At 46.9% G+C, this 17,226-nt stretch carries 22 protein-coding genes and 1 tRNA gene; 20 read left to right on the forward strand and 3 right to left on the reverse strand.

Features of this window, described 5'->3' with window-relative positions:
- The first annotated feature begins 10 nt into the window (after nt 1–10).
- From HUG20_RS07755 to HUG20_RS07785, 7 genes are all read left to right on the forward strand, one after another.
- Entirely contained in the window at nt 11–1,003 is a 993-nt protein-coding gene (locus HUG20_RS07755) for a thiamine pyrophosphate-dependent dehydrogenase E1 component subunit alpha (protein WP_200089803.1), read from the forward strand.
- A 16-nt stretch (nt 1,004–1,019) separates the two neighbouring features.
- Nucleotides 1,020–2,003, forward strand: coding sequence for an alpha-ketoacid dehydrogenase subunit beta (locus tag HUG20_RS07760; protein WP_200089805.1), 984 nt, complete (start codon nt 1,020–1,022; stop codon nt 2,001–2,003).
- Nucleotides 2,004–2,016: 13 nt separating this feature from the next.
- Nucleotides 2,017–3,246 carry a dihydrolipoamide acetyltransferase family protein gene (locus HUG20_RS07765; RefSeq protein ID WP_200089807.1) on the forward strand — a complete coding sequence of 410 codons (1,230 nt, stop codon included), beginning with the start codon at nt 2,017–2,019 and terminating at the stop codon, nt 3,244–3,246.
- 286 nt (nt 3,247–3,532) lie between these two features.
- A complete protein-coding gene (locus HUG20_RS07770) occupies nt 3,533–3,997 on the forward strand; it encodes a BrxA/BrxB family bacilliredoxin (protein WP_200089811.1) in 465 nt (154 codons plus the stop codon).
- A 281-nt stretch (nt 3,998–4,278) separates the two neighbouring features.
- Nucleotides 4,279–4,638, forward strand: coding sequence for a hypothetical protein (locus tag HUG20_RS07775; protein WP_200089812.1), 360 nt, complete (start codon nt 4,279–4,281; stop codon nt 4,636–4,638).
- Between the two features lie 90 nt (nt 4,639–4,728).
- Nucleotides 4,729–4,803: transfer RNA gene (locus tag HUG20_RS07780), tRNA-Arg, on the forward strand.
- A 126-nt stretch (nt 4,804–4,929) separates the two neighbouring features.
- The gene (locus tag HUG20_RS07785) at nt 4,930–5,445 is read left to right on the forward strand and encodes a L,D-transpeptidase (RefSeq protein ID WP_200089814.1); all 516 of its coding nucleotides are present in this window, start codon (nt 4,930–4,932) and stop codon (nt 5,443–5,445) included.
- Between the two features lie 114 nt (nt 5,446–5,559).
- Here the strand turns inward: HUG20_RS07785 and prli42 are convergent, their stop codons facing one another.
- Nucleotides 5,560–5,652 carry a stressosome-associated protein Prli42 gene (gene prli42, locus HUG20_RS19965; RefSeq protein WP_200089821.1) on the reverse strand — a complete coding sequence of 31 codons (93 nt, stop codon included), beginning with the start codon at nt 5,650–5,652 and terminating at the stop codon, nt 5,560–5,562.
- Nucleotides 5,653–5,974: 322 nt separating this feature from the next.
- Between prli42 and HUG20_RS07795 the strand changes: the two genes are divergently transcribed.
- Genes HUG20_RS07795 through HUG20_RS07805 form a run of 3 tightly spaced genes read left to right on the forward strand, consistent with a single transcriptional unit; the run spans nt 5,975 to nt 7,744 of the window.
- On the forward strand, nt 5,975–6,427 hold the full coding sequence (locus HUG20_RS07795) for a YaaR family protein (protein WP_200089823.1): 453 nt from the start codon (nt 5,975–5,977) through the stop codon (nt 6,425–6,427).
- A 13-nt stretch (nt 6,428–6,440) separates the two neighbouring features.
- Nucleotides 6,441–6,905 (forward strand): low molecular weight protein-tyrosine-phosphatase, encoded by a 465-nt coding sequence (locus HUG20_RS07800; RefSeq protein WP_200089825.1) that lies wholly within the window; start codon nt 6,441–6,443, stop codon nt 6,903–6,905.
- Entirely contained in the window at nt 6,896–7,744 is an 849-nt protein-coding gene (locus HUG20_RS07805; protein ID WP_200089827.1) for a fructosamine kinase family protein, read from the forward strand. The genes HUG20_RS07800 and HUG20_RS07805 overlap by 10 nt, the downstream gene beginning before the upstream one ends.
- A gap of 91 nt (nt 7,745–7,835) precedes the next feature.
- Here the strand turns inward: HUG20_RS07805 and uppP are convergent, their stop codons facing one another.
- Nucleotides 7,836–8,657 carry an undecaprenyl-diphosphatase UppP gene (gene uppP, locus HUG20_RS07810; protein WP_200089835.1) on the reverse strand — a complete coding sequence of 274 codons (822 nt, stop codon included), beginning with the start codon at nt 8,655–8,657 and terminating at the stop codon, nt 7,836–7,838.
- 48 nt (nt 8,658–8,705) lie between these two features.
- Here uppP and HUG20_RS07815 point away from each other — a divergent pair, with 48 nt between their 5' ends.
- On the forward strand, nt 8,706–9,227 hold the full coding sequence (locus HUG20_RS07815; protein WP_200089846.1) for a TlpA family protein disulfide reductase: 522 nt from the start codon (nt 8,706–8,708) through the stop codon (nt 9,225–9,227).
- 21 nt (nt 9,228–9,248) lie between these two features.
- On the opposite strand, the gene mciZ is transcribed toward HUG20_RS07815, so the two are convergent.
- A complete protein-coding gene (gene mciZ, locus HUG20_RS07820; RefSeq protein WP_200089847.1) occupies nt 9,249–9,371 on the reverse strand; it encodes a Z-ring formation inhibitor MciZ in 123 nt (40 codons plus the stop codon).
- Nucleotides 9,372–9,451: 80 nt separating this feature from the next.
- Here mciZ and HUG20_RS07825 point away from each other — a divergent pair, with 80 nt between their 5' ends.
- From HUG20_RS07825 to HUG20_RS07865, 9 genes are all read left to right on the forward strand, one after another.
- The gene (locus tag HUG20_RS07825) at nt 9,452–9,982 is read left to right on the forward strand and encodes an NUDIX hydrolase (protein ID WP_200089848.1); all 531 of its coding nucleotides are present in this window, start codon (nt 9,452–9,454) and stop codon (nt 9,980–9,982) included.
- Nucleotides 9,983–10,095: 113 nt separating this feature from the next.
- Nucleotides 10,096–10,749 carry a stage II sporulation protein M gene (gene spoIIM, locus HUG20_RS07830; RefSeq protein WP_200089852.1) on the forward strand — a complete coding sequence of 218 codons (654 nt, stop codon included), beginning with the start codon at nt 10,096–10,098 and terminating at the stop codon, nt 10,747–10,749.
- 105 nt (nt 10,750–10,854) lie between these two features.
- Complete coding sequence (gene fur / locus HUG20_RS07835; protein ID WP_200089854.1) at nt 10,855–11,337, forward strand: ferric iron uptake transcriptional regulator; 483 nt, start codon at nt 10,855–10,857, stop codon at nt 11,335–11,337.
- A gap of 123 nt (nt 11,338–11,460) precedes the next feature.
- Entirely contained in the window at nt 11,461–11,688 is a 228-nt protein-coding gene (locus HUG20_RS07840) for a DUF4227 family protein (RefSeq protein ID WP_200089856.1), read from the forward strand.
- Nucleotides 11,689–11,703: 15 nt separating this feature from the next.
- Nucleotides 11,704–12,597, forward strand: coding sequence for a site-specific tyrosine recombinase XerD (xerD, locus tag HUG20_RS07845; RefSeq protein WP_200090430.1), 894 nt, complete (start codon nt 11,704–11,706; stop codon nt 12,595–12,597).
- A gap of 127 nt (nt 12,598–12,724) precedes the next feature.
- The gene (gene deoB, locus HUG20_RS07850) at nt 12,725–13,951 is read left to right on the forward strand and encodes a phosphopentomutase (RefSeq protein ID WP_200089858.1); all 1,227 of its coding nucleotides are present in this window, start codon (nt 12,725–12,727) and stop codon (nt 13,949–13,951) included.
- Nucleotides 13,923–14,750, forward strand: coding sequence for a purine-nucleoside phosphorylase (locus tag HUG20_RS07855; RefSeq protein WP_200089860.1), 828 nt, complete (start codon nt 13,923–13,925; stop codon nt 14,748–14,750). Before deoB ends, HUG20_RS07855 begins: the two co-directional genes overlap by 29 nt.
- Nucleotides 14,751–14,761: 11 nt before the next feature.
- The gene (locus HUG20_RS07860) at nt 14,762–15,580 is read left to right on the forward strand and encodes a purine-nucleoside phosphorylase (RefSeq protein ID WP_200090431.1); all 819 of its coding nucleotides are present in this window, start codon (nt 14,762–14,764) and stop codon (nt 15,578–15,580) included.
- 392 nt (nt 15,581–15,972) lie between these two features.
- Nucleotides 15,973–17,166: a D-alanyl-D-alanine carboxypeptidase family protein gene (locus HUG20_RS07865; RefSeq protein WP_200089866.1), complete on the forward strand. Its 1,194-nt coding sequence runs from the start codon at nt 15,973–15,975 to the stop codon at nt 17,164–17,166.
- The last annotated feature ends 60 nt before the right edge of the window (nt 17,167–17,226 follow it).

Genomic DNA, 17,226 nt, shown 5'->3' on the forward strand with positions numbered 1-17,226 from the left:
GAGGGCAACGATGAGTGAATCTAAACACGAGACGCTGGGATTAAATCATGACCAATTGTTGAATATGTATAAAATGATGCTCACCGCTCGCAAAATCGATGAACGGATGTGGTTATTAAACCGAGCCGGAAAAATTCCGTTCGTCGTGTCCTGCCAAGGGCAAGAAGCAGCACAGGTGGGGGCGGCAATGGCGCTGGATGCAGAAAAAGATTACCTTCTGCCCTATTACCGGGATGTAGGGATGGTCCTGCACTTTGGCATGACGGTGAAAGATTTAATGTTGGCCGGCTTTGCCAAAGCAGAAGATCCCAATTCCGGGGGACGACAAATGCCGAACCACTTTGGCAGCAAAAAACATCGAATCGTCACGGGGTCATCGCCTGTTACTACCCAAGTGCCCCATGCAGTAGGCATTGCTCTTGCCGGTAGAATTAAAAATGATCCCTTTGTTTGTCTGACTTCTTTTGGCGAAGGGTCCTCGAATCAAGGAGATTTTCACGAAGCTGCGAATTTTGCAGGTGTTCACCGTTTGCCGGTTATCTTTTTCTGTGAAAACAATCAATACGCGATTTCAGTCCCCGTGGACCGCCAAATCGCTTGTGAACGTGTTTCTGATCGGGCGCACGCGTATGGAATGCACGGAGAAACCGTGGACGGCAATGATCCTCTCGTTGTCTATGAAGCGGTCAAAAAGGCTGCCGACCGCGCGCGCGAAGGGGGCGGACCGGCATTGATTGAAACCATGTCCTACCGTCTAACCCCGCATTCAAGTGACGATGACGACCGTTCATACCGCGAGCGGGATGAAGTGGACGATGCCAAGAAAAAAGATGGCATTATAACCTTTGCCGACTATTTAAAAGAACACGGCTTGTTGGCGGATGCAGAAGAAAAAGACATCCATGAACGAATACAAAAAACGGTCGATGAGGCAACAGAAGCGGCTGAATCGGCAGCATACGCGGAAGCAGAAACAACGTTGGACCACGTGTATTACGAGTAAGAGAGGAGGGCGTACAATGGCGACGAGTAATTATATCAGTGCAATTACAGCAGCATTAAAAGAGGAAATGGAAAAAGATGACGGGGTTTTCGTTCTCGGTGAAGATGTAGCTGCCAAGGGCGGTGTATTTCGCGCAACAGAAGGGCTTTATGAACAATTTGGCGAAAACCGGGTGCTTGATACCCCCTTGGCAGAGTCAGCAATCGCAGGTGTAGGCATCGGAGCTGCTATGTACGGACTGCGCCCGGTGGCAGAGATGCAATTTGCCGATTTTATGCTCCCGGCTTTTAATCAGATTATTTCGGAAGCAGCGAAAATCCGCTACCGTTCGAATAATGACTGGAGCGTGCCCATGACGGTTCGCGCACCCTACGGTGGAGGGATCCATGGAGCGCTTTATCACTCCCAGTCCGTGGAAGCGCTTTTTGCCAGTACGCCTGGGTTGAAAGTGGTGATCCCCTCGACACCATATGATGTTAAAGGGCTTCTAAAAGCAGCGATTCGAGATCCTGATCCCGTGTTGTTTTTCGAGCATAAAAAAGCCTATCGACTGGTTAAGGGAGAAGTTCCTGATGATGATTATACGGTACCGATAGGGACGGCAGATGTGAAGCGGGAAGGCGAGGATGTGACCGTCATAACGTATGGCCTTTGCGTCCAATTTGCTCTGGAAGCGGCGGAAAAATTGGAAGCGGAAGGGATATCCACCCACGTGCTTGATTTGCGCACGATTTATCCGATGGACCGTGAAGCCGTAGTCAGCGCTGCCCGGCGGACAGGGAAAATTTTGCTCGTCAGTGAAGACAACAAAGAAGGCAGTGTGTTGAATGAAGCTGTGGCGACGATCGCCGAAGATTGTTTGTTTGACCTTGACGCGCCCGTCCGGCGTCTTGCGTCCCCCGATGTCCCGGCGATGCCTTACGCGCCCCCGTTGGAAAAGTATTTCATGATGAACGCGGAAAAAGTAGAGCATGCCATTCGCGAATTGGCAGGATTTTAGGAGGTGCTTTCCAATGAAAAAAGAGATCGCTATGCCTCAACTGGGAGAGAGTGTAACGGAAGGGACGATCACCCAGTGGCTCGTGAATCCCGGGGACAAAGTGAATAAATATGAACCGATCGCGGAAGTGGACACAGACAAAGTCAATGCGGAAGTTCCCTCTTCCTACACGGGTATGATAAGCGACATTGTTGCAAAGGAAAACCAGACGGTGCAAGTCGGAGACGTGGTGGCCTATATCGAGACGGAGGATGCCGCGAAAGAGGAGAAGCTTCCGGAGTATGAACCGCAAAGGGAGCAACGAGCGGCCCAACAAGAAGAACAGTCAGAAGGACAGTCCCCAAAAAAGCGGTATTCCCCGGCCGTCTTTTCCCTGGCACAAAAACATAGCATTGATTTAGATGCGATCGAAGGATCGGGCAGAGGCGGACGCATTACCCGAAAAGATGTGGAAAAAGTAGTGGAATCAGGAACAGAGGAAAAAACGGTGCCGAAAGCGTCAGCTTCAGAGCCAGAAACACAAAAGGCTTCATCGGAAGGGGGAGCTCCTTCCGATGAAATTGTTCCTGTGACCGGCGTGCGCAAAGCAATTGCTGCAAACATGAGTCAAAGTAAACAGGAAATCCCCCATGCATGGACGATGGTCGAAGTGGATGTCACCAATATCGTTCGCTTTCGCGAGAAAGAAAAAGAAGCGTTTCGCAAACAGGAAGGGTTCCCGTTAACGTTTATGCCTTTCTTCATGCAAGCGGTGACTGCGGGGCTTCGAAAATATCCGGAACTTAACGCGACCTGGCAAGGTGATCATATTATTCGTAAAAAGGAGATCAATCTTTCGATGGCTATCGCCACCGAGGAAGCGCTTTACGTTCCCGTAATCGCAAATGCCGATGAAAAGAATATTCGGGGCATGGCGCGATCCTTGCACACCCTTGCCGAGAAGACGAGAAGCGGGAAGCTAACGAGCGCTGATATGCGTGGAGGGACGTTTACGTTAAACAATACGGGCGCCTTCGGCTCCGTGCAGTCGATGCCTATCATTAACCATCCGCAAGCAGCGATTCTTTCTGTGGAATCCATCGTCAAACGCCCGGTTGTGAAAGAAGACGATATGATTGCCGTGCGCCATATGGTCAACCTTTGTCTTTCTCTCGACCATCGCGTGCTGGACGGATTGATTTGCGGAAGGTTCCTCGCCTATGTGAAAGAACAGCTGGAACAGTTTAGCGGAGAAGGGATTTAAAAGCGAAAGGGGTAGGGGGTGGGCTCCATGGCACCGCAAAAGGAAAAAACTAGCAAATGGAGACCATGAACGGGTCATGGAGCCTGAAACTGAGAATGCGTAGCCCGTAGGGTCGTCATGAACGCCCCATGGAACCCGAAAGCGAAGAAACGCAGCGTTTCCGGTCCTCATGAAGTGCCTCATTGATGACCGGGTCTTGGTCAATCGCATCCAATAGGTTCTCTCCCCTCTCACTTCCAGTATATAAGCATGGGATTTGAGTTTTCCGTTTACAATCGGTACAATAATGGGTGAACATATCCCCATTAGGAAAGGAGAATTTCTCGTGCAGTTTGAATATTTTATGAATGATGTCGTACAAGCGGCACGCGATGAGATGACAGAGGCAGGCTATGAACATTTAGGCACGCCTGATGAAGTAGATAAAACATTTAAAGATGAAGGGACCACATTGGTGATGGTCAATTCCGTATGCGGGTGCGCAGGTGGAATTGCACGTCCGGCAGCTGCCTATATGCAAAATTATGAGACCAAACCCGATCGCTTTGTGACCGTCTTCGCCGGACAAGACCGAGAAGCAACCGACCATGCACGTGAATATTTTGAAGGCTATGGACCGTCTTCTCCATCGTTTGCACTCATGAAAGACGGGGAGATTCAAACGATGATTGAGCGCCATGAAATTGAAGGGCATGAACCGATCGAAGTCGTGCAAAAATTGGAAGCTGCTTTTGATGATCATTGCTCGTGAAGCCGCCGATAGCGGCTTCTCGCTTTTAGCAGGTCAGCCTTCTCGAAAAAAAAGAAATCGCTTTTTTCTGCGGGGTCTTCTCTCTGCGCTTTCCCACAGGAGTCTCTGTGTTTTTCCTCCGCTGGCTAGTCACTATCCTAAGTGTTCACTTTTATCAACGATAGATTTTGGTGAAGAGCCATCAACGTTCTTACCTGCATAAGTGCAACTAAGGCTTTTCGCCATAAGAGCTTGGCGAAAAGCCAAGTTTTCTAACCACGTACATAAGAGGTGTCAAACGGATGAATGATTTATATCAACAAGTACAGGCTTATTTAAATATGGAAGGCGAAATTGAATTCCAGGAATTTCAGGATTACTACAAGAAAGTCATTGACTACCTTCAGGAACACGGAAATGATCTTGAAGAAGAACAAATCTGGCAAGGGTTGCTCGTAGTTGAAAGCATCGCTTCGAACGCTGAAAATCGTTTCAAGGAAAACCGTAAAGGGAAAGAGGCAAAAAAATATAAACGCATGCGTGAACGTGCAAAATTATGGGCGCAAAACTTCACGAAACGGTTGCAGTCCCTTGGTTACAATGATGAACAAATCAACGACCGCTTCCACGCCATGTTGGAAGAAGAATCGGAACAACAATAATTCTCGCCCCCAATCTCCAATCACTCACCTCCAACTCTAGCATTTGACAGGGCGTCCTTCTCCTCCTATAATAAAAATTGTCTGTTTAGGGCGCCTATGGTGAAATGGATATCACGCGAGATTCCGGTTCTCGTATTCCAGGTTCGAATCCTGGTAGGCGCGCCAATACATAACGAAAGATCTCCGAACTGGAGATCTTTTTTATTTTCGGCAAAAGGGGCACATACTCTGTAAAAAAAAAGAGAATAATAAAGAAGCAAGAATGGTGTATGCAACGTAGGGAGGTACGGTATGTTGTTCAAATGTTTGGCTGCGGCTATTTTTCTTTTTGCTCCTTTGTGGCCGATGGATGTGGAACCCTTTCCTGGGGAACCATTTATTATCGTTAACAAGTCTACGAATGAATTGGGATGGGTAGAGGATGGCGAATTGGACAACGTGTACGACGTAGCAACGGGAAAAGATGCAAAAGACACGCCTGAAGGCATCTTTACGGTGATTGTGAAGGCAGAGAAACCTTACTATCGAGCGCAAGATATCGAAGGCGGAGATCCTGATAACCCTCTTGGAAGCCGTTGGATCGGCTTTGACGCGGGCAACACCGACGGACGGACGTATGGCGTGCACGGGACGAACGATAGCAGTACGATCGGCGAAAATGTTTCTTTAGGGTGCATTCGTATGCATAATGAGGAAGTGAACGATCTTTATGATCAAGTGCCGATTGGAACAAAAATATGGATCGGCACAGAACCCGAACAAGAAATAGAAGATATTGCACGAGCAAACGGAGTGTTAAACAAGTAGAAAATTTGGCTTTTCGACAAACTTTTATGGCGAAAAGCCTTAGTTGCACTTATGCAGGTAGGAAGGTTGAACTATACTTATTTTATCAGCCGAGAAAGGAATCCCTTTCTCGTTTTAAATCATGGCGCCGAATCCGGCTAAGAATGTGCCTACCACCAACACAAAAATCATTACGAAAACAATTGTTTTTTGCAAACTGCGAGGCATTGCTTATCCCTCCAACGTACATATTCTGTTATTGCTATTTTACGAGTTTTCAACGATTTCCTCAAGTGCTTAACGGGGAGAACTTTAGCTTAAATATGGCAAAAACCAAGCCCTTTCCCATACAATTATGATAAAATTAAGGTGATCATACATATATTGTGTCAATAACCTGGCCCTATGCTGTTTCATAATGAGTAAAAAGAAGCGCCTCAGCCTGTCAATTTACACTATCAGAAAGTATAAATTGTTCGGATGATAGAATAAGAAAGACGTTGACTTTCGCCATCCTTGGCGATAAGCCTTTTCTAAAGGGGGACGCCCATTGGACATTGAACGTCTCGGGAAAACGAATACTTCTTCACACATGATGAGAAAATCTACAGCCGCGCCTTCGAATCAAAGGCCTCGGTCTCCGTCGTTTCAAGAGATAATGAACCACCAGCGCCAATCTGTCTACGCTGATCGGTTGCACGCGGCGATGGCTACCGTTGAAGACCAAGGGAAAATGTTAGCGGAATTTCGGACTGCCAAAGAGTTGCGAGAATATAAAAAACGAATCAGAAACTTTATGGACGAGATCGTCCGCAATGGATTGCAAATCGAAGACAGGCGCGGGTTCAATCGCCCGGGAACAAATGCTTTCAGAATCGTTACGGAAGTCGATGAAAAACTGATGAGGCTAACCGAGGAAATGATTGAAAATGAAGCCGGCCATTTGGACATTTTGGCGCGAGTCGATGAAATTCGCGGATTATTATTGAATTTATATATGTAAAGAGGTGTGGGAAATGATTCGTGTTTTATTTGTCTGTTTAGGAAATATTTGTCGTTCGCCAATGGCGGAAGCAATTTTTCGCAAAAAAGTAACCGATCATGGTTTAAGCGAACAGCTTCACATTGAATCGGCGGGTACGGGGCATTGGCACGTTGGGCAGCCTCCCCACGAGGGGACGATGGACATTCTGGCTGAAAATGAGATTGATGCAAGCGGATTGATCGCACGCCAAGTCGTGAAAGAAGACCTGGACAATTTTGACATTGTGGTGGCATTGGATGCTGAAAATCTCGGGTTTTTACAAACATTGCGGAAACAAACGCAAAAGGTAGAAATCGTCCGTCTTCTTGATTACTCCGAGAGGGAGGAGAGCGATGTGCCTGATCCGTATTTCACCGGCAATTTTCAAGAAGTGTATGATATGGTCGATGAAGCTTGCGCATCTCTTCTCGAAGAGGTAGAAAACGAATGGCTGTGATTCCCGCGAATGTATTGAAAGAAGCCGGAATCGATGAAGGTGCCTTCATCATGGCGGTGAGTGGCGGCGATATGAATCAAGCGTTTCAAATCCGTTCGAAAAACAGTCGCTATTTTTTAAAATGCCATGAAAATCCTCCCTCACGTTTTTTTCAAAAAGAGGCAAGACAGCTTTCCATTCTCGGAAATATCGCAGGGGTGAATGTACCGGAGGTTGTGCGCTTTGGTAATCATTACTTGCTGTTGGCATGGGTCGAAGGAAACCTTGCGCTGCGAACAGAAGCAAAACTCGGGGAACTCATCGCTGATTTGCATAGCGAAAAAGGGAAATCGTTCGGTTTTGATGAAGACAATTTTATAGGCACATTGCCGCAGTACAATGCCTGGATGGAACGATGGATTGATTTTTACAAAGATTATCGATTGCTTCCGCAATTGAACGAAGCAAATAAACGGGGACACTTGCCGAAAGGACGGAAGAAAAAAGCCCACCAACTTGTGGAAAATCTTCATCAGTGGCTGTCCGAGCCGGCGTATCCAGCCCTTTTGCATGGGGATTTATGGGCGGGGAATTGGCTCGCCGGTCCGGGTGGAGCCCCATACGTCATTGATCCTGCCATTTCTTACGGAGACCCGGCGTTTGATCGTGCAATGATGGCGCTCTTTGGTGGCTATTCGGCAAGAACGATGGACAGTTACCATGAAAAAATCAAACGGGAGGCACAAGAAGAGGAAATCATGCCGATTTACCAATTGTATTTTCTTTTGGTCCATTTAAATATGTTTGGAGAAATGTATGGGAGCAGTGTGGACCGCATATTGAAAAGGTATGTTGGTTAATACGAGCACGCCGGCGGAGAACAGTTGCCGGCGTGATTCGTGTGGACAAATAGCTTGAAAATGGCATTGTCGATCCGATAAAGTAAAGGTATCAAACGGTAGCCGGATCAAGGAAGAAGATGACGACGAAGCCGATCGCGAAGCAGTAGATGGCAAAATAATACAGTTTACTTTTTTCCAACCACTGAATCAACCATTTGATGCCAATAAGCGAGAAAACAAATGTAACGATAAATGAGAGGATGAGCGCAACTGCATGACCTTCGGCAAAACCTCCCTGAAAGATATCTCCGATCGCGAGGAGAGAGGAACCGGCGATAACAGGAATGGCCAACAGGAAGGAAAAACGCACGGCTGTTTTTCGTTCAATCCCCACCGCAAGGGCCGTGATTAGCGTGGATCCCGATCGCGAAACCCCCGGGATAACAGCAAGTGTTTGCGCAAGGCCGATAATGACAGCATCCATCAGATTCATCTCGTTTACCGAACGGGTATATCGATAATGGATGTTTTCAATGATTAATAAAAAAATGCCGGTTAAAAGTAAGGCTCCACCGATGACAAGCGGTGTTTTTAAAAATGCTTCCGCATAATCTTCCAGCATAATCCCAAGTACACCGGTGATTGCGGTGGCCATAAGCAGATATAAACCAAAGAAAAAAGAAGCGCGTTCATTTTTGTCTTTTTGCAATAGAAATCGAAAAAATCCGCGGATGATGGCGATCACATCATGGCGGAAAAAAAGCAATAACGCGAGCACGGAGGCAACGTGTAAAATAATTTCAAATGTGAGTCCTTCAAAATCCGTCCCGAACAGCCATTGCAAAATTATAATATGGGCGGTGCTGGAAATCGGCAAAAATTCAGTGAGTCCCTGGACAATGCCAAAGATGATTGCTTCAATAATACTCATAAAGAGAAAGGCTCCTTTCAAAATGCAACGGATAGGGTGGAAATATTGATGAAAAAATGGATCAGCGCTTTAGTAGTTTTCATTGCCGTCATTATCATAGGTGCGATCGTCTATGAAAATATATCCTCTCCTCCGGTCGGTGTCAACCAGGGGGAACAAGCCCCCGCGTTTGAATTACCCGACGTAGATGGCGAAAGCATAAGCTTGTCTGACTTTGATGGCGATTTTGTTGTTTTGAATCTATGGGCTTCGTGGTGTGAGCCTTGCATACGTGAGTTCCCCGTCCTTGATCAAGTGCATGAAACTTACGAAAACGACGGGGTGAATGTTGTCGCCGTCAATATGACGACGACAGAGCGAAGGCCGGAGGATGCCGTGGAATTTTTAGATGAAAACCCTGTTACGATGCCAATCGCCTTTGATGAAGAGGGGGAATTTGCGGATGATTACCCGCCGACGGATGGCATGCCCACCACGTATTTTATAAATGAAGATGGGATTATTGTCGATATCGTCATCGGAGAGATTACCGAAGAGATGCTTGAAGAAAGGCTGCAACCATTTGTATGACAAGTGAATCGTCCCCTTCATTTACTGTTCACGCGTCCAATCGCGCACACGTTCGTATTGCTTGCGATAGGCCTTTAACAGATGCAGCACTTGCCATGCTTTCCCTTGAATAACGACTTTATCGGGTGATTTGTATATTTTCATGGAAGCACTCACTCCCTATTCACTTCGTGTGATATTGTTCTATGTTTACAACCCCATATTTATACATAGGAGGTAAATCAATGTCCGTGCACGACGAACCAACCCTAAATAAAGAAACCATCTATGAAGGAAAAATCATTGATGTGGAGCTGCATGAAGTGAAGCTTCCCAATGGTAAGACAAGTATGCGCGAATTGGTAAAGCATCCCGGAGCGGTAGCCGTTATCGGCATCACCGACGAGGAGAAGATACCACTTGTCCGCCAGTTTCGGAAAGCAACGGAAGAAATGTTGTTGGAAATCCCTGCCGGCAAAAGGGAAAAAGGCGAAGAACCAAAAACAACTGCCGAGCGGGAATTGCAAGAAGAGACGGGATATAAAGCCGCCCATATGCATGAGATCGCTCAATTCTACACATCTCCGGGCTTCGCTGATGAACTGGTCAGTGTCTATCTGGCGGTTGGTTTACAAGCGGGTATGCCGCGAACGGAAGCGGATGAATTTTTGAGTGTGGAAGAATGGACGTTAAACGATGCTGGTGCCGCTTTACGGGAAGGGAGATTGCGCGATGCGAAAACAGCTTTCGCGATCCAGGCACTGCTGCTTCGTTAGAAAAACTTGGCCGTCTCTATCATTAAGCGCGGGAAAAAATCTAGCTCCAAACATATCGAACGTTCTTCTCTCATAGGTTGGATTAACGGGACAAGCGTGAGGGAGGAATTGTCGTGGAAGTTAAGCCGTTCATCGAGCGTCAAATCAGTTTACACGTTCAAGAACATCGTTCTTTATATATTTTCTCATCGGTGCTCTTATTTACCGGCATTATTTTTGGTGCGATTGTCGTCAACAGCCTGAGCTTTTCGCAAAAACAAGATTTGTTCGTCTATCTGCAGCAATTTTTCGGACAAGTCAGCCAAGGACAGTTTTCAAGCGGAAGTGCTTTGTTGTGGCAAAACTTTAGCTTTTACGCCAAGTATTTGGGACTTATGTTTATTCTCGGGCTATCCGTTATTGGTTCACCGTTGATTTTATTGTTGCTTTTTCTGAAAGGACTCACGATCGGATTTACTGTCGGTTTTCTTGTGTATCAATTGGGCGTTTCCGGATTTTCATTATCCCTGGTGTCCGTTCTTCCGCAAAATTTGCTTATCGTGCCGGTCATGATTATCGTTTGCGTTTTATCCGTTTCCTTTTCACTGCGCTTGATTCGCCAACAGTTCGTAAAAGTCGCTCACCCGGAACCGATTTTCCCCGTTTTCATCCGTATTTGTTTATTGATGCTTCTCTTGCTTGGTGTTGCTTTCATCGCTTCCCTTATCGAAGCGTTCGTGTCCCCAATGTTGCTGGAGTTGGTCGCCGAGTGGCATATGAGCAGATAGCTTCATTATAATCATTATTATTTACGAATGATAATGATTATTGATTGACACCATCCAGAGACAATTCTATAATAAGGATACGCCTCAAAAGGGAGGATGAAACGGATGAAAGCGCGTATGGACCAAATTAAAAACGAGTTGCATACCAAAAGCTACAAATTGACACCGCAGCGGGAAGCTACCGTAGAAGTGTTACTTGAGAATGAAAAAGATCATTTAAGCGCGGAAGATGTATACTTATTGGTAAAAGAAAAAGCACCGGAGATCGGCCTTGCAACGGTATATCGCACGTTGGAGCTGCTAAATGAGCTGGAAATCGTTGATAAAATTAATTTCGGTGACGGCGTCTCTCGTTATGACTTGCGAAAAGAAGGAGCGAACCATTCTCATCACCACCTCGTCTGTATTCAATGTGGTTCCGTTTCGGAAATTGAGGAGGATCTGCTCGGGGATGTTGAGCGGATCGTGGAAGAAGAATGGATTTTTAAAATAAAAGATCACCGCCTGACTTTCCATGGCATCTGTTCCGGTTGCCAGGCAGCGCAGGGAAAAGGTGCGGAATCCTCTTCCTTAAAAGCTGTGTATTAATCTCTTTCAGTGTTTTGCTGGAAGGGATTTTTTCATTCGTTAAATGATTGAAAACGAGCATGTATAACGAACGGACTTGTGGGCATATCCTGGTAGTGATTTTTAATATCGGGAGGGATATGTGTGCAACTAGGGGTGAGAGCCATTTGGAATGGTTTCAAAATACTGATTGTTTTTGCAGGATGCACGGCGATGTTTTACTATGGTATTCTATTTGTAGTCGATGAATATCAAGGAGATGAAAGATTTGAAGAACCGGAGGGAAATGCGATTAAAGTGTTTGACCAAGATTCGGGAGAGGACTTTTCTTTTCGGGAACGGCTTATGTATCTGTGGATCCGCGGGGAGTAATCGCCGGTGAAAACGCTGACGGTACATATTGATGATTTTTTGCACTACGGGCTCGTGGAAAGAGGTTTTTCGAACAATACATTAGAATCCTATCAACGGGATTTGTATGCGTACACGAACCATCTGGCTACGAGTGAAAAAATCGAACAGTGGAATGACGTAGAGCGCCATCATATTTTGGATTATTTATATTCCTTAAAAGCGGAAAGCAGATCACTTGCTTCACTCGCTCGGATGACATCGGCGATACGCATGTTTCATCAGTTTTTGCTTCGGGAAAAAATCAGTGGCCACGACCCTGCCGATCTGATTGAAACACCTAAATCCGGACGAAAGCTTCCTGTTGTATTATCAATTGCCGAAGTTGAGGCATTGCTTGCAGTGGCCACCCAAGGAAACGATTCCTACAGCCTAAGAGATACGGCGATGTTTGAACTGATGTACGGCACGGGTTTGCGTGTATCGGAAATGTGTGCGCTGACGCTCGATGATACCCATCTGGAAATGGGTTTCGTCCGTTGTATCGGAAAAGGAAACAAGGAACGCATCATCCCCCTTGGTTCGAAAGCGATTGACGCGTTGAAAGTTTATCGGGCTAAAGCTCGTCCAGCGTTTATGAAAAAACAATCCCATGATATTCTTTTTGTTAATCGGTTAGGCAAACAGCTGAGCCGACAAGGTTTTTGGAAAGTGTTAAAAAAGCATACGGAAAGCGCGGGGATTAAAAAAGCCGTTACTCCTCATACATTAAGGCACTCGTTTGCGACGCACCTCGTGGAAAACGGAGCGGATCTTCGCGTCGTTCAGGAACTCCTCGGGCATGCCGACATAACGACGACGCAAATTTACACGCATATTTCCAGGCATCATCTTAAACACATTTATCAAACCTATCACCCGCGGGCATAAAATTACGGAAGTCAGAATCTAGCGTATAGAAATCATAGCCAGAGGATTTTGGTGAAGAGTCTAAACTTTTTATCCGAATTCCGGCATCCGGCATCTGATCTTTGGAATAACAGAAAGGTGAATCAACATGAACCATGCATTTTCTCGTATTTTTGTCATCGTGATGGATTCCGTCGGAATCGGAGAAGGCGTGGACGCTAAGGAATTTGGCGATGAAGGGGCGGATACGCTCGGGGCAATCGCCCGTTACAACAATGGCCTTCACATTCCCAACTTGAACCAACTGGGTATTGGTCATGTAAAGCAGGCACCGGGCATTCACAAAACCGAAGAGCCCCTTGCTTTTTATGGAAAAATGAATGAAAGGTCCAGGAGCAAAGACACAATGACCGGCCATTGGGAAATGATGGGGCTGTATGTCGGGGCTCCTTTTCGCACGTTTCCGAACGGGTTCCCGAATGATTTAATCACAAAACTCGCAGACGCGACCGGGCGTCCGGTTATTGGGAATAAAGTTGCTTCCGGCACGGCTATTATTAAAGAACTCGGGGAAGAACAGATCGAAAAAGGCGCGATCATTGTCTACACTTCCGCGGACTCGGTCCTGCAAATCGCGGCCCATGAAGAAGTCGTGCCATTGGAAGAATTGTACCGCATTTGTGAAAGAGCAAGGGAACTGACCTATGAGGATCCCTACATGCTGGGCAGGGTCATTGCTCGCCCGTTTATAGGCGCCCCCGGAATGTTTCAACGGACAACCAATCGCCATGACTACGCGTTAAAACCATTTGCGCCCACGGTCATGAATGCATTGGCTGACGCCGGTTTTACTTCGGAGGCGATCGGAAAAATTGATGATATCTTTGATGGCGAAGGAGTGACCCAATCGGTTCGGACGGATTCGAACATGGATGGCATGGACAAACTTATGCAATCGATTGGGCGCCCGTTCGAAGGATTGTCTTTCCTTAATCTGGTTGATTTTGACTCCCAATTTGGACATCGTCGCGACCCTGTTGGCTATAAAGACGCGATTGAAGCATTCGACGCCCGTTTGCCGGAAGTATTGGAAACGCTCGGTGAAAAGGATTTACTTATGATTACGGCTGACCACGGGAACGATCCCACCTATCCCGGAACCGACCATACCCGGGAGCAAGTGCCGTTGCTTGTGTACACGAAAGCCAATCAACCGGGAAAACCGCTTGGAACGAGGGATACATTTGCGGATGTGGGAGCGACCATTGCGGATAATTTTCAGGTGAACATGCCTGAGCATGGTTCAAGTTTCTTGCAGCGCTTGACGGAGAGGAGCGATAGCGATAATGAACGAAACAGTGAAAAACGCCGTTGATTTGATCAAACAGAAAACGGCGGTGAATCCCCAAATAGCCGTTACACTTGGTTCCGGGCTAGGTGGGCTTGCCGATGATATTGAAGACAAAACCGTTATTCGGTATGAAGACATCCCCGGTTTTCCGACATCGACGGTTAGCGGGCACGCCGGAGAATTTGTGATCGGCCATTTGAAAGGTGTTCCGGTCATCGCCATGAAAGGCCGTTTCCATTATTATGAAGGCTATCCGATGCAAAAAGTTGTTTTGCCGACCCGCGTGATCAGCGCGCTTGGTGTGAAGACACTGATCGTGAGCAACGCTGCCGGAGGGGTGAACACTTCTTATTCGCCCGGCGATTTGATGGTAATCAAGGATCACATCAATCAAATGGGCGATCATCCGCTGATCGGTCCGAACGATGAGAAGATTGGTCCTCGCTTTCCGGATATGTCGACCGCCTACGACGAAGGATTGATGGAAGTGGCACACGTGGAAGCAAAAGCGATGGATTTGCAATTGCAACATGGCGTTTACGCGGCAACGACCGGCCCAACATATGAAACCCCTGCGGAAGTGCGGATGTTTCGAACGCTCGGTGCCGATGCCGTCGGAATGTCCACCGTACCGGAAGTGATTGCTGCAAGACACGCAGGCGTACAAGTGCTTGGTATCTCTTGCATTGCTAATGCCGCTGCCGGAATTCTGGATCAACCGTTAAGCCATGAAGAAGTAATTGAGACGACGGAACGCGTCAAAATCGACTTCACGGAACTTATCACACGTGTCATTTTACGAATCGGAAACGGAGGAAAATAATCTTGACGACGATGCGGAGACAAATTGAGGAAGCAACGGACGCGATTAAACAACAGTTAAGTGGCGGAAATGCCGATATTGGCTTGATTCTCGGTTCAGGTTTAGGCGACCTTGCTGATGAGGTGGAGAGTGCGGTGCGGATCGATTATGAAGATATCCCCGGCTTTCCTACTTCGACGGTTGAAGGGCATACCGGCCGACTCATCCTCGGCGAACTCGAAGGGAAGAACGTCGTCGCCATGCAGGGGCGCTTTCATTACTATGAAGGATACAGTGCGCAAGAAGTAACCTTCCCGGTACGTGTGATGCAAGCGCTCGGTGTACATACGCTAATTGTAACCAATGCATGTGGCGGTATGAATCGCAACTACCGCCCCGGGGATTTTATGCTGATTACCGATCATCTTAATATGACCGGAACGAACCCACTTATCGGTCCGAATGATGAGGAACTGGGCACCCGATTTCCGGATATGAGCCAGGCATACTCCCCATCATTGATGGCTTTGGCGAAAGAAATCGCGGAAGAAGAATCGTTTACGGTGCACGAAGGAGTATATGCAGGCATTTCCGGTCCCAGTTTTATGACAACGGCCGAACTGGCGATGCTTCGGAAACTGGGAGGAGATGTCGTGGGGATGTCCACCGTTCCCGAGGTCATCGTAGCCCGCCATGCCGAAATTGAAGTGCTCGGCATTTCCTGTGTCACGGATATGGCTGTAGCTGATGATCACGGCGGTGTCAGCCATGAAGAAGTCATGGAAACGGCAGCAAAAACGAAACCGACATTCGTTAAGTATGTGAGGCGCATATTAAAGGATATGAATTAGCGGACCCTGAGTTAGCTCAAAACGAAGACGGTTTTGGGCTTTCTTTTTTGTTGTGGGATATTTTCCGGTAATCGATGAAATAGATACAAGCTATCATTGATTGATGCGCATGAAACTGGGATTCCAGCAGTGAAGCGATCTGTTTCGGGCTCCATGAAGCCCGAAACTAGAAGAACCAAGTCTTTTCGGTTGCCAGCGATCTTCTTTTTTCGAGGAGGCTGAACTTGGTGCCCACGGAAAGCGAAGTGTTTTTCCGTAGTGCTGACCCAATCGTTATTGAAAAATTTCTGAAATTATTCACGATTTCTTTTCTCTTACGAAAAGCCTTCGCGCTAGTGTATAAAAAAATGGAAGGAGGGGGATGCTAGAAGAAAAAACGGAGGAAACAACTGATGTGCAAAAAAGCTATGGCAATTGTGCTATCATCGATTCTTTTATTCATGCCTCAACTGGCTTCTGGGGAAGAAGAATCAACAGAGCTGGCGGAGGAAACGGGTGCCGCAATTTTAATTGAAGCCGATACGGGCGAAGTGTTGTATAAAAAGAATGAACATGAAACTTTGCCTCCCGCATCCATGACGAAAATTATGACGATGCTTTTAATAATGGAAGATATTGCTAACGGCGAGTTGAGTTTTGATGAAATGGTTACGACGAGTGAGAAAGCCGCTTCCATGGGAGGATCCCAAATCTTTCTGGAAACCGGGGAAGAAATGTCGGTACGCGAGATGCTGAAAGCAATCGCGATCGCTTCCGGCAACGATGCATCTGTTGCGATGGCCGAGCATATTTCAGGCTCGGAAGAAACGTTTGTTGAACGAATGAACGAAAGAGCGGATGAGCTCGGAATGAAAGACACGACGTTTTATAATTCAAACGGGCTCCCGGCCGATGGCCATGAAACGAGCGCCCATGACCTTGCCGTTATGGCTCGTGAACTGCTTCAGCATGAAGAAATCACTTCATTCACCGGAGTCTACGATGATTATTTGCGCCAAGGGACAGATGATGAATTTTGGCTCGTGAACACGAATCGATTGCTGAAATTTTTTGATGGGATGGACGGACTGAAAACCGGGTTTACGAATGAGTCAAAATATGGGTTAACGGCAACGGCAAAACGAGAGGATATGCGTCTTGTAGCTGTTGTGATGGGTGCTGAAACGCCTAAAACGAGAAATGCAGATGTTAGTGAACTCCTTAATTATGGGTTTGCAAACTATCAGGTTGAACCGATGTTTGATCAAGGTGCAGCGGTGACCTCCGTTCCCGTTGAAAAAGGCACACAAGACTCCGTCGTCGGGCGCCTCGATCGTAATATTAGTTTGTTGCACGGCAAACAAGATTCTTCTGAGGACGTTACGGAAAATATTGAGCTGGAGACGTTGCAAGCGCCTATCGAAGAAGGAGAAGTCATTGGTAAATTTCAGTTGCAACGCGAAGGGGAAACGCTTGCTGAATCAGCGATTGTCGCCGGAGAAACGGTAGAAAGCGCTTCTTGGTGGCAGCTGTTTAAACGCTCAACGTTAAGGATCATCGGCGTTGAACCGGATCCTGAGGGTGTGATCCCTGGTGACGATTCTTGATAATGTCCATGGAAAGATGACTTATTTTGTCAGTATGGCAGGATAAACACGACGGAAAGC

Source organism: Salicibibacter cibi (assembly GCF_016495865.1).
GTDB lineage: Bacteria > Bacillota > Bacilli > Bacillales > Marinococcaceae > Salicibibacter > Salicibibacter cibi.